The organism is Micromonospora musae, assembly GCF_003626545.1.
Lineage (GTDB): Bacteria > Actinomycetota > Actinomycetes > Mycobacteriales > Micromonosporaceae > Micromonospora > Micromonospora musae.
Genome location: NZ_RAZS01000004.1, coordinates 146,227 through 158,202 on the forward strand (window position 1 = coordinate 146,227; position 11,976 = coordinate 158,202).

9 protein-coding genes are annotated in these 11,976 nt (G+C 73.9%); 1 reads left to right on the plus strand and 8 read right to left on the minus strand.

Translation table 11 applies throughout. The features are described from left to right. Window positions 1-147: 147 nt before the first annotated feature. From fxsT to D7147_RS12525, 6 genes are read right to left on the minus strand one after another with little or no spacing between them, the layout of a single operon-like run. Window positions 148-4,008 (minus strand): FxSxx-COOH system tetratricopeptide repeat protein, encoded by a 3,861-nt coding sequence (gene fxsT, locus D7147_RS12500; protein WP_120677012.1) that lies wholly within the window; start codon window positions 4,006-4,008, stop codon window positions 148-150. Beyond that, window positions 4,005-5,276 (minus strand): TIR-like protein FxsC, encoded by a 1,272-nt coding sequence (locus D7147_RS12505; RefSeq protein ID WP_120677014.1) that lies wholly within the window; start codon window positions 5,274-5,276, stop codon window positions 4,005-4,007. Before D7147_RS12505 ends, fxsT begins: the two co-directional genes overlap by 4 nt. Next, window positions 5,273-5,929 carry a TIR-like protein FxsC gene (locus D7147_RS12510; RefSeq protein WP_147437393.1) on the minus strand — a complete coding sequence of 219 codons (657 nt, stop codon included), beginning with the start codon at window positions 5,927-5,929 and terminating at the stop codon, window positions 5,273-5,275. The genes D7147_RS12505 and D7147_RS12510 overlap by 4 nt, the downstream gene beginning before the upstream one ends. Window positions 5,930-5,982: 53 nt before the next feature. Continuing rightward, window positions 5,983-6,819, minus strand: coding sequence for an aminoglycoside N(3)-acetyltransferase (locus D7147_RS12515; RefSeq protein WP_233563114.1), 837 nt, complete (start codon window positions 6,817-6,819; stop codon window positions 5,983-5,985). Further along, window positions 6,803-9,241, minus strand: a complete 2,439-nt coding sequence (locus D7147_RS12520) for an FxsB family cyclophane-forming radical SAM/SPASM peptide maturase (protein WP_120677018.1) — start codon at window positions 9,239-9,241, stop codon at window positions 6,803-6,805. Before D7147_RS12520 ends, D7147_RS12515 begins: the two co-directional genes overlap by 17 nt. A gap of 3 nt (window positions 9,242-9,244) precedes the next feature. After that, window positions 9,245-9,433: a hypothetical protein gene (locus D7147_RS12525; RefSeq protein WP_120677020.1), complete on the minus strand. Its 189-nt coding sequence runs from the start codon at window positions 9,431-9,433 to the stop codon at window positions 9,245-9,247. A gap of 160 nt (window positions 9,434-9,593) precedes the next feature. Between D7147_RS12525 and D7147_RS12530 the strand changes: the two genes are divergently transcribed. Further along, window positions 9,594-9,836, plus strand: coding sequence for a DUF2277 domain-containing protein (locus tag D7147_RS12530; RefSeq protein ID WP_120677022.1), 243 nt, complete (start codon window positions 9,594-9,596; stop codon window positions 9,834-9,836). 236 nt (window positions 9,837-10,072) lie between these two features. Here D7147_RS12530 and D7147_RS12535 read toward each other — a convergent pair whose 3' ends face one another. Together D7147_RS12535 and selD are read right to left on the minus strand one after the other, a co-directional pair. After that, on the minus strand, window positions 10,073-10,552 hold the full coding sequence (locus D7147_RS12535) for a hypothetical protein (protein ID WP_120677025.1): 480 nt from the start codon (window positions 10,550-10,552) through the stop codon (window positions 10,073-10,075). A gap of 247 nt (window positions 10,553-10,799) precedes the next feature. Continuing rightward, entirely contained in the window at window positions 10,800-11,789 is a 990-nt protein-coding gene (gene selD, locus D7147_RS12540; protein ID WP_120677027.1) for a selenide, water dikinase SelD, read from the minus strand. Window positions 11,790-11,976 lie beyond the last annotated feature (187 nt).

An 11,976-nucleotide genomic window follows, 5' to 3' on the forward strand; every position in this document is an offset into this window, starting at 1 on the left:
CGGTCCCCTCCGGACCGGGCGCCCGCCCGAGCGGTCACCCGGCAGGGCGGTCCGTCCCGCGGTGATCGCGGCCACGGCGCTTCCCTGTCGGCCGCCGGACACCCCGCACGACCGACCGGTGAAGAGCCGCCCCGACCTGGCGGCCGGTCAGAACGCGTTCGGGTCGATCACCCGGGCCACCAGCCGACCACCCCGCAGCGTCTGCACGCTGGGGTGCTCCTGACCGATCACGTCCGCCAGCCGATCCGCAGCGGCACCGGCGTCGGCCTCCGCTCCGGCGGCACCGATTCGTCGGGTCACCACGGCCAGGTCGCCGAGGCAGCGCAGCGTGTCGGGGTGGTCCGCGCCGATGGCCAGCACCAGCCGGTCGGCGGTGTCCCGCAGCCGCTGCCGGGCCGACTCCCACTCGCCGTCCTCCGCGAGACAGACCGCGTGGTTGACCTCCGCCGCCAGGGTGTGCGGATGCTCCGGGCCGAGCACCTTGCGCAGCTCGTCGGCGGCGTGGGCGGCGGTGGCCCGGGCCGCGGGCAGCTGACCGAGGGCCCGTTCGGCCGCCGACCTGTTGCTCAACGTGGCCAGCGTGTGCGGGTGCGACGGGCCGAGGCCCAGCGCGTCCTCGTACGTCCGGCCGACCGCGACCATCTCGCTCAACGCCCGGTTCCCCTCGCCGATCGCCAGCAGGTTCGCGGCCCGGCTCGACCGGCAGGCCACCGTGTCCGGGTTGTTCGGACCGAACCGCTCCTCCAGCTTCCGGTAGGCGTCCTCGAAGATGGGCATGGCGTCGGCGGGCCGGCCCACGCTGCGCAGCGACACCGCGACGTTCACCTGGGCGGTGACGGTCAGCGGATCGTCGGCGCCCAACACCTCGACGAAGCTGTCGAACACGCCGCGCAGCAACGCCACCGCGTTCTCGTACTCGCCGGCCTCCCGCAGGTCGCTGCCGAGCCGTACGGCCGACTGCAGCGTGTACGGGTCGGTGGGGCCGAGAACGGCCCGCCGCCGCTGGTGCACGTCCTCGTCCCACTGCCGGGCCGAGCGGTAGTCGCCGACCAACCGGTACGACACGGCGAGGTTGTTGGCCGCGCTCAACGTGCGGGGATGCTCCTCGCCGAGCAGGTCGACCCAGGAGGCGTAGGTGGCGCGGTCCCGCTCCAGCGCCTCGCCGTACCGGCCGAGGGCCCGCAGGTCGGCGGCGAGGCTGCCGGCCGTCATCAGGGCGTGCGGGTGGTGCAGCCCGAGCCGGCGCTGCTGGTCGTCGAGGACCTGCTTGTCCAGCTCCCACGCCTCGGCGAACCGGCCCATGGTGCGCAGGATGTTCGCCCGGTTGAACCGCAGGTGCAGGAGGTGCTGGTCCGGCTCGACCTCGCCCCCCGCCCCGGTGAGCTGGGCCGACCAGATCTCGTCGACCTGCCGGGTGAACTCCTCGGCCTGCGTCAGGCCGCCGCGCTGCCACAGGTACCGGGCCCGGTCGATGAGCAGCTGGCGCGCCGACTCCTCGCGGCAGCTCAACGCGTCGGAGACCTCGAGGTGCGGCCAGAGCATCCGCAGGCGCGGCCAGGTCGCAGGGTCGTCCACGTTCTCGCGCGGCCGGGACGCCGCCAGCACCAGGTGGACCTGGTGCCGAGCCTCGGTGATCTCCTCCGCGTCCATCCGCTCCCGGACCACCGCCTGCAACAGCCGGTGCACCTGGATCCGGCCACCCTGCACGTCCAGCTTCAGCAACGCCAGCCGGTTGATCTGCTGGACCAGGGCGCCCCGCACCAGCCGCTCCGACACCGCCGGGTCGTACGGCACCAGCGCCGCCGCCATCTCGTCGCTGTAGATGAGGTCCAACGCGATCTCCGGCGCCAGCACCGAACAGAGCTGCAGGAGCCGGTACGCGGCCGGCGCCTGGGCCCGCAGCCGGTTGAGGGAGAGGTCCCAGGTGGCCTCGACCGACAGGGCGCTGGGGCCGTGCCGTTCGATCAGCCGCAGGTACTCGGGGACCGGCGTGCCGGTGTCGGCCAGCCAGGCGCCCGCCGCGGCGACGGCGATCGGCAGGTCGCCCAGCGCCTCGGCGACCCGGTCGGCCTCCTCGCGGCTGATCGCCGGCACCCGCTGGGCGAGGTGCGCGACGCTCTCGGACCGGTCGAAGACGTCCACCTGGACCGGGGTCGCCCGCTCCCCCCACGCCCGGTTGCGTGAGGTCAGCAGCACGTGCCCGGGCCCCTGCGGAAGGAACTGCTCGACGTGTTCGATCTCCTCGGCGTTGTCGAAGACGATCAGCCACCGCTCGTACGGCTCACCCCGGCCGAGGGCCTGCAGCACCGCCTGCACGGTCTCGGGCAGGGCCGGACTCGCGGGCAGGCCGAGGCGGGTGCCCAGGTCGGCCAGGGCCGTGTCGACGAACTGGGGCGGGTCCGCCACGACCCACCAGACCACGTCGTACGCCGACCGGAACCGGTGCACGTACTCCAGGGCGACCTGCGTCTTACCGACACCGCCCATGCCCTGCAGGGCGACCGGGAGCACCACCGCGCTGCCCCCGCTCTGCAGCTGCCGGCGCAGCTCGGCGAGGTCGTCCTCGCGGCCGGTGAACCGGGCGTTCCGGTTCGGAGCGTTGAAGATCAGCGGCTCGGCGCCGGGGAAGCGGGTGGCACCGGCCGGGGCGCCCTGCGCGGCCGGCGGCACCGGCCGGCCCACCAGCCGCAGCACCCGCTCGACCGCCGTCTCCGCGGAGACGTTGACCAGATGGGCGGAGACCTGCGCCGGGAACTCCGCCAGCGGGCGCAGATCCGCGACGTAGACGGCGAGCGCCGTCGAGCCGGTGCTCGACTCCCGGGGCGGCAGCCCGCCGGTCGGGGTCGCCAGGTAGGCCGGCGAGATCACGGTGAGTGTCCGCGGGGCGGGGGTGGCCGCCGAGCCGACCGCGGCGGCGGGGGCCACCACCTGCATTCCGGCCGCGCTGAGCACCCGCTCCAGCCACTCCGCCCAGACGGTGTCCTCGGGCGCGTGCCGGAGCACGATCTGGTCGTCGACGGCCTCGGCGCGGCGGCGGAACCGGGCCTTGCCCCGCTCCCGGACCGACTCGTCCATCACCGGCAGCGCGGCCACGTCGCTGTCGGTGAGGATCCCGGTCAGCGTCTCGAACGCGGAGAGCAGGGAGGTCGGCGAGCCGGGCGGGTCACCGAAGGTGGCGAGGGTCTCCTCGTACGCGTAGAACGGCCGGTACGGCACCTCCACCGCGGCCCAGTAGCGTCGGCGCTCCGCCTCGGTCATGCCGGTGGGCAGGCCGGCGAAGCGGCGCATCGCCAGCGAACGGCCGGCCTCCGCCTTCTCCTTCTCCGCCTGGTCGACCCGCATCGGCACCGGAAGGATGCGGATGTCGCGGCGGCGGAACCGGTCCCGCACCGAGTGGGCCACCCGGGCCGCCCCCTCGATGCCCTGGTCGCTGAGGGTGAAGCAGTCGACCAGGGTGTCCGGCAGGTGCAGGGTGCAGATGTCGGCGACGTCGCTGAGGCCCGTCCGGCTGTCGATGAGCGTGTAGTCGTACTCCCGCTTCATGTCCGCGCGCAGCGCCTCGAAGAACTGCGCGCCGCCGAGCCGGTTGTAGAAGTTGTCCCAGTCCAGGCCGCTCACCGACACCGCGTAGTCGCTGTTCTGCCGGCCGGCGGAGAGGAAGTCCAGGCTGCCGCCGTCGGGGAAGTTCCAGCGCAGCGAGAAGGCGTGCCGGCGGACCCGGGCGAACTGCTCGACCCAGCGGTCCGGCCGGTCCACCGTGCGGGTGGTCTCCCACTCGTAGTCGCGGATCATGTCGATGACCCCGCTGGTGCTCTGGATCGCCTCGGCGTCCAGGAACGGGTGGAAGAAGCGGTGCAGGCCGGGGGATTCCAGGTCCCAGTCGGCGACCAGCACCCGCCGGCCGTTGGCGGCCAGGATCCAGGCGACGTTCGCCAGCGCCATCGTCCGGCCCGTACCACCCTTGAACGAGTAGAACGTGACGACCTGACCTTCACGATCGTTGCTCATCGGTTCTCTCCGTGGGGACGCGGCGACGCCGGATCGTCGTGGGCGGGCGGCGGGTCGAACGACGCGCCGGGGCGCGGGCGCGGCTCCCGCCCGTGCCGGAGGCTGGGCGGCGGTTCGGCTTCGGGGAACTCCGTCACCGGACCGTGTTTCAGGTACTGCCGGCGGGCCTCGGTCACCAGGGCCGGCATGAGGTCCACGAACTCCTGGACGCTGCTGGCCCGCTTGACCTGCCGTACGCCCGCATTGTGCAGCACGTCGGCGACCTCCGCGGCGTGCCGCGTGGCGTCCTGCGGGTCGTCGCCGTCGGTCACCACGATCGGCACCACCCACGGGCGCAGGCCACGCACCGCCTCGAGGGTCTGGGCGGCGTCGGGCGCCGCGGCCGCCCACGGGTCGATGAGCAGCACGGTGGGCCGGCGCTCGATCAGGTCACCGGCGTCGTCGAAGTCCGCGGTACGCGCCGAGAGCCCGAGCCGTTCGGCGGTGCTGGCCACGTACTCGGCCGCCGGGAGCTTCTGCCGGCCACCGAAGGGCCGCCACTGGCGGGCGGTGCCCGCATATCCGCTCTTGGTCCGACCGGAGGGCAGTCGCCCTCGGGTGGGTGCCAGCACCGCCACCACGAGGTCCGGGTCGGCCGGCGCGGGTCGGCTCACCTCGTCCAGGCCCGGTGCCCGGGACGGGCCGAGCGGGTGCCGCTCCGCGGTCGCCACGATCCGGCGGGCCAACCGGTCGAGCAGTTCTTCGTACTCCTGCCGGTAGGCGGCGAGCATGCAGAGCGCGCGCAACCCGTTCTCGGCGTACTCGGGGAGGTCCCGGCCCAGCGCCAACGCGTCGTCGAGCTCGGCACGGCTCTCCCAGCTCGGAAACGGGATCCAGAGGACCGGCAGGACGTGCGCGGCGGTGTCCGGCGCGTTGGCGCTGGCCAGCCGAGCGCGGAAGGACTCCTGCTCGCCGAGCGCCCAGGGGCGCCGGAAGTAGCCCGGGGAGTAGAGCGGCACGAAGACCTCGACGCCGCCGAGCGCCTCGGCCAGCGCGGCCTTCCAGTCCGCGTTCGCTGGGATCTGCTGGTCGAAGAAGCCGATCCGCATCCCGGCCACCGGCCTGGCGTGTCGAGCCACCTCCGCCGACAGCTCGGCGAAGAACTGTCCCACCCAGATGTCGGGGTCGGTGCCCGCCCCCTGCGGCGGGGCGGAGTGGGCGTAGCTGAGGAAGAAGTAGGTGCCGCGTGCCGCCGGCCGCGCGCGCGGCGTCGTGCCGGGGCGGCTCACCCCGGCTCCCTGGCGAACAGGTTGCGCAGCTCGCCGACGCCCGACGGCACCAGGGGTTCGACCCGGTACGCCCGATGGATCGCGACGATGCGCTGGGCGAGCCGCCACACCACCGCCCGGTACGCGTTCTCCATCTGCAAGGTCAGCAATCCGTAGACCCCCTCCCGCTGGTACTGGGCCACGATCTCCGCCGGCATCGGGTTGGGCGAGAACCGTTGGATCTCGCGGACCGCTTTGGGTAGGCGCGCACCCTCCGTCGGTGACCAGGTGACGGGGACGATCGCCGTCTCGTGCGCCGAGACGTCGTCGCGTCGCCGCTCGATACGCCGGCGCGAGAAGGCGTGCCACTCCATCCCGCACCAGTCGCTGCCGAGCAGCGCGCTGGAGAGCAGGGGCACGAAGACCTGGCAGGTCCCGGCGGCGCGCAGCAGCTCCGGCGTCCACCGCTCCCCGCCGGTCATCACGGTGTCCATGAAGCCCGGATCGACCCCGGTCTCCGGACCGACCAGCTCGCTCACGTGCACCGAAAGGTCGTCGTAGAAGCGGAGCAGGTCCTCTGAGGGGCCCACGGCGGCCCGGCGGGCGGGCGAGCGGGAATGGCTCAGGAAGAACAGCGGGGCCCGCATGCCGACGGGCATGTCCACTGTGCTCACCCGTGTGCCTCCGCCCCTCCCCGCGCGGCCGAACCATCAGCCTAGTCCCCACGTCAACGCCCCCGATGCGATCGATGGACGCTGAACCAGTCGACCGCGAAGTCCACTGTGTCGCGTACCGGCAGCAGCCTGGCGTCGGCCCTGCCGACCCGGCCTCGGCGGACGAATTGCTCCTGGTCGAGGGCCTGCCCGGCGACGGGGAAGTCGCTGTCGTCCAGGTCGAGCGCCTCGAAGTCCAGGCGTACCCGCTGCCCGGAGATCTGGCGGTAGCAGCGGTACGGCCGGCGGGGCGGTGACACCGGTAGTCGGTACTCCGCCAGGTGCAGCGCCGTGCACGCCTGGTAGCCCACGCCGAGCAGCAGGATCCAGCCGCCGGCGGCGTAGAGCCGGCCCAACGGTGACCGCTCCCCCAGGTGGCAGTCCAGCTCGTGGTCATCGGTGAGCTCGACGGCACGGGGGCCCAGCGCGGCGAACGAGGTCTGCGGATGGTCGCTGCGGACGGCGTCCGGGGCCAGCCGGACGTGTTCGGCGAACGCCCCGGTGCCCTCCGAGGGTGTGCCGGCGCGGTCCCAGCCGGGCATCGTCGTGTGGAAGGCGGCGAGCTGCCGCGCGTCCATCCCCCGGGTCGCGGCCAGGTAGGTCCGTGAGCTCGTCGAGTTGCCGGCGTTCTCGGTGGGCACGAGCACCGTGCCGGTCGGGCCGAGAACCTCCCGCAGCGCCGCCGCCAGGGTGGCCGGGCCGCCTGCCGGCCGTCCCAGCTGTCTCAGCGAGGAGTGCACCAGCACGTCGCGGCCGGCGGCGAGGCCGAGCGCGCGCAGGTCGGCCACGAGGCGCGCCCCGTCGACGCCGCCACGCACCGCCTCGACCGTGTGGTCAGTCCGGGTCGGCACGGAGCCCCTCCAGGGCGTGCCGCATCCGCCGGACGAACCGCTCGCCGAGATCGGTGAGCGCCCCGGAGCCGAGCAGGGCGTCGACGGCGTCTCGGGTCCAGTCCCGGTAGCGCAGCGCGTGTTCGCGGGCGGGCCGCGCGTCGGGCCGGTCGGTCGCGGCTCGGGCATGCCACACCTCGGCCACCGCCAGGTGCGCGTAGACACCCTGGAGCACCCCCTCGACGGGGCGCGGATCGGGGCGCCAGGCCACCGGGATGAGCACCGTCGACGCCGGGTCGACGAGGTCGTAGAGGTCCAGCAGGGCACCGAGCTTGCCGTGCTGCCACTCGTGCACGAGCAGCACGGCCAACGCCTCCGCGTCGGGCGTCCGGGTCACGGCGACCGCGCCGAAGGCCTCCCGGGCGGTGGCGCTGCGCAGCGGTGCCCCCGGATCCGGCGCCAGCGGCACCACGGCCCGCAGCCCGGTGTCGAGCGCGGCGCCGTGCGCCGGCACGTCACGGTGCACGACCTGCCAGGCCCGGGCGAGCGTACGCCCGAGAGCGACGGCCGCCGGCTCGTCCAGCGTCGGCGCGACCGGTTGGCCGTAGCAGTTCCGTTCGGGGTCGACGTCCTCGATGGCGAGCGCCGCGCCGACGACGGGCGCGCGGCGGACCGGCTGCCAGCCGACCCGCGCCGCGGCGTCGCCGTCGAGTGGGACCATCCGCTCGACCGACCCGGCGCGGACCCGCAGCCCACCGGCGATGGTGCGGACCGTGGCGGTCCGCTCGCCGGCGAGCGTCAACCGGCCCAGCGTCGGCAGCACGAGCGCGTCGCCGCGCGTCGGCACCTCCACCACCGTGTCGACCCCGGCCCGTACGGCGGCCACGACGGCGAGCGCCGGCAGGAGGTCGTCGTCGGGCGTGCCGGGCCGGGCGAGCCGGCGCACCAGCCAGGGGCGGAGGAACGGGTGCGTGAGCACGGCGTCGACCGCGTCGCCGGCGGTCGCGTCGAGTTCGGTGAGCAGCTCCCACGCGACGCTGTCGCCGGTGGTGTCCCGCCAGGTTGCGAGCAGCGCCCGGGTGATGGAGAGCTGGGTCTGCGCGAGCACCCCCAGCGCCCAGGAGTCACCGTGGCCGCCGGCGATCTCGGTGAGCAGCCGGTCGGTGGCCGACTCCCCGGGCCGGTCCTCGGCACTCCCGGCACTCTCGCCAGCCCGCGGTGCGGGGATGCCCGGCCGGCGCGGTGGTTGACCGTCGGCCGCGGCCGGAGCCGCACCGGAGCCCGACTCTGGGGCGACGGCCCGATCCGGCCGCGGACGGCTGTCCACTGTGGCGATGAGCGCCAACAGATCCGCGCAGTAGACGGAGGGGTTGTCGAAGCCGGTGCCGGTACGCCAGCGGTGCGGGTACAGGCCGCCGCCGCAGCGGCTCACCACGGGGCAGGCGCGGCACTCGGCGCAGAGCCCGGGGAGCCCGACCTGGCGGATGGCCACCCCGGGGTGGCGCGCGGCGTCGTCGACCGGATGGGAGAAGACGTCCAGGCCGGTGTCGGGCGCCCCGTGGAAGGCGACCTTCAACGAGTCGACCTGCTCCCAGCTGCCGTCGGTCTCCACCACCAGCAGGTCGGCCGGGGCGAGCCCGACGGCCTCGGTGCCGCCGCCGGGCTGCCCGGGGGTCAGGGCGTCGAAGAGCCGGATCGGCACCGGCCGCCCGTCGTCCACCCAGCGCTGGTGGATCCGGCCCAGCCAGTCGGCGTAGGGGGTGGCGACGCCCGGAGGGCGCCAGGGTGGCCGGTCCCAGGTGGCGTGCGGCAGCAGGAGGTCGATCCGGGGTGGCGCCTCGGCCAGCAGCGCCGAGTAGACCTCGTCCGGGTCGTTGCGCACGTCGACCGTGCAGAGGATGCCCGCGTAGCTGCTGCGGAACTCGGGGCGGCGGAGCAGGGCCAGCGCGCGTCGCGCCTGGGAGTGGCTGCTTCCGCCGTGGGCGAAGACCCGGTGCCGGTCGTTGGCCGCGCGGTCGCCGTCGAGCGACACCCCGACCTTCACGTCGTACGCCACCAGCAGGCGGCACAGCTCCTCGTCGAGCAGCACGCCGTTGGTCTGCATGCGCAGGTCGAGCACGACGCCCGGGGTCAGCGCGGCGCGCAGCTCGGCGAGCACCTCACGCAGCCCGGCCGGACCGAGCAGCAGCGGCTCGCCGCCGTGCAGCACCACGTGCACGACGGGGAGGGCGTGCGCCCGGGCATGCTCGGCGATCCGGTCGGCGGCGGCCCGGACGGTCGACGCGGCCATCCGGATCGGCCTGGTCTGCCAGGTCTGGTCCGCCCCCTGGTAGACGTAGCAGTGGTCGCAGCTGAGGTCACACCGGCTGTGCACCTTGAGGACGTACTGGCTGATCGGCCGGCAGGGCGCGGCCGAACCGGCGGCGCCGCACCGACACGTCATACCTCAGATGGACGAGTTGAACGCCGCGACGGGCACGGTGCCCGGCTGGGCGGCCTGGCCCGCCAGGACGCGCCGGCGGACGAGCGCGAGCGTGTCGGGGTGCTCGGTGGCGACCCGACCGAGCGGAGTCCGCAGGCTACGCGTCAGGAGGTCGACGGACGGTGGGCTGTGACGAGGGGCTGTCTGGTCCACAATTGTCTCCGGGGGCCCGAGGCGCGACGGCGCAGGCGGCAGCATGGCTCGAAGGGCTCTGATCCGTGACCAGAATAGACAAGTCTCGACCGCTTGTCACCGTCGGTGCGACACCGAGCACCGCTTGTGCAGACCGTGGTCGGGCGAGGAGGAGCTGAGCATGTGCCGGAGCATCAAGACCCTGCGGGAGCCGTACGTCCCGGACGTGACGCCGGCGGACATCGACGCCGCCGCGCTGCAGTACGTCCGGAAGATCTCGGGCTTCCGCGCACCGGCCCCGCACAACGCGGAGGCCTTCGACGCCGCGGTGGCTGCGGTCGCCGCCGCCACCGCCACCCTGCTCGACCAGCTCGTGGTGCGCGGCGCACGGTCGGGCGGGGCCACCGCCGCGGCCGGATCCTAGGGCGTGTGTCGAAGTCCTCGGTCGAGCCGAGGCGGAGTCCAGGCGGCGGTCCGGCAAGGCGGGGATTCGTTCGGATACCGGTGTTGTATCCGGACGAAGCGCCGACGCCGCCGGTCGTCGTCTGGGCCCGCCGCAGGCCGGCCAGGGACTTTGACACACGCCCTAAGCACCCCGGCCGGTTCCACGCCCTTCCGACCGTCATCCCCGCCCGGATTCGCCGGGCGGGGATGCGCCGGTCAGGCCGCGGCGAGCGCCGGGGCGACCGTGTCGGGGGCCCACCGCGAGCGGTGGCACTGCGACCAGCCGCGGCAGCCCGGATCGGCCTCGGTGCAGAGGCGCTGATTGGTGAGCATCTCGCCGTCGTCGGTCTCCCGGACGTCGAAGTGCACCGGTCGGATCGTGCCGTCGGGGGCGACGAGCAGATGCCGTCCGGCGTCGAGCGTGTCGTCGCGCAGCAGGCAGCTGTGGTCCAGCAGCCGAGCCAGCGCGGCGATGCTGGCGTGCTCGGAGAGCCCGTCGGGCACCCCGTAGCAGTCAACGATCGTGGCGAACTCGCCCGGTGCCTGCCAGACGTCGCAGATGACCGCGTACGCGGGCAGTCGAGCCGGGTCGGCGATCGCCAGGGGCATCACCACCCGGCCGAGCGCCTCGGCCAGCGCCGGGTAGACCTCCACGGGTCGTACCTGGTCGATTCTCCAGTTCCACAGCTCGGTCATGCCGCCTCCTCGCTGCGTTCGTCCCACCGGCCTCCGGATCGGGCCTTACTGACGATGGTGCGGTGCATTTGACCCCAGCCGTGGGCAAGTTACCTGTCTGTGACCATTCCGGGCAAAATTTCCCGCCACCGCATCGCTCGGAGTAGCGGGAAGATGACAGTTTATCGGGTATGGTGCGGCTTCCCGCGCCGCCGCACCGGGCCGTCAGACGCCCGGAATCACGTCGGACGAGCCCCCCGGACACCCCTCAGCGGAGGACGACCAGCTGCTCGCCGCGCGGCAGCAGTTCACCGACCACCGCGGCACCGGGCAGCTCCCCCGCCACCAGCAGTCCGCCGGAGGTCTGGGCGTCGGCCAGCAGCAGCCGCTCCTCCTCTCCCGCCGCGCCGAAGTCGGTCCACGGGGTGACCCACTCCAGGTTGCGGCGGCTTCCGCCACTGACGTATCCGTCCCGCACCGCCTCTCGGGCGCCCGCCAGGTACGGCACCCAGGCCGCGTCGATCGCCACGGTGAGGCCGCTGGCCCGGGCCAGCTTCGAGGCGTGCCCGAGCAGACCGAAGCCCGTCACGTCCGTGCCGCACCGGATCCCCGCGGCGACCGCCGCGCGGGCGGCGTCCCGGTTCAGTGCGCTCATCGAGGCGACCGCCTCGGCGAACACCTCACCCGTGGCCTTGTGCCGGGTGTTCAGCACCCCGACGCCGAGCGGCTTGGTCAGCGACAACGGCTGCCCCGGCCGGCCCGCCTCCAGCGTGATCAGCTCCTCCGGCCGGACCACCCCGGTGACCGCCAGCCCGTACTTCGGGCCGTCGTCGTCGACGCTGTGCCCGCCGGCGAGATGGCAACCCGCCTCGCGGGCCACGTCCTGCCCGCCGCGCAGCACCTCACGGGCCAACTCCATCGGCAGTACGTCCCGGGGCCAGCAGAGCAGGTTCAGCGCCACCAGCGGGGTACCGCCCATCGCGTACACATCGGAGAGCGCGTTGGCCGCGGCGATACGCCCCCAGTCGTAGGCGTCGTCGACGACCGGGGTGAAGAAGTCGGCGGTGGCGACGAGGCCGGTCCGCTCGTCCAGGCGGACCACGGCGGCGTCGTCGCCGTGGGCCAGGCCGACCAGCAGCTCGGCGGTGCCGGTCGCGGGTGCGAGCCCGGCGACCATCGCTTCGAGCTCACCGGGTGGGATCTTGCACGCGCAGCCGCCGCCTCGGGCGTATCGGGTCAGCCGTACCGGTTCGGTCATTCACACATGATCGCCGCGTCGGAAGGTCACCGCTACAGGTGCCGGACAAGTCGCCTGGTCGAAACCGGACACTCGACGCCGGCCGCGGTGGGTGTTACCGCTCCGTGACCAACTGAGTTGCATTCCGCCACAACTCGCCGCCTACAGTTGCCCAACCAGGGGTCAACCGGCCCCGAGCGGGAGACGA

What these genes read in the sequence shown, in the direction of transcription:
- selD (WP_120677027.1), bottom strand. Translation starts at nt 11,789, where the DNA reads ATGACCGAACCGGTACGGCTGACCCGATACGCCCGAGGCGGCGGCTGC.
- D7147_RS12530 (WP_120677022.1), top strand. Translation starts at nt 9,594, where the DNA reads ATGTGCCGGAGCATCAAGACCCTGCGGGAGCCGTACGTCCCGGACGTG.
- D7147_RS12535 (WP_120677025.1), bottom strand. Translation starts at nt 10,552, where the DNA reads ATGACCGAGCTGTGGAACTGGAGAATCGACCAGGTACGACCCGTGGAG.
- D7147_RS12520 (WP_120677018.1), bottom strand. Translation starts at nt 9,241, where the DNA reads ATGACGTGTCGGTGCGGCGCCGCCGGTTCGGCCGCGCCCTGCCGGCCG.
- fxsT (WP_120677012.1), bottom strand. Translation starts at nt 4,008, where the DNA reads ATGAGCAACGATCGTGAAGGTCAGGTCGTCACGTTCTACTCGTTCAAG.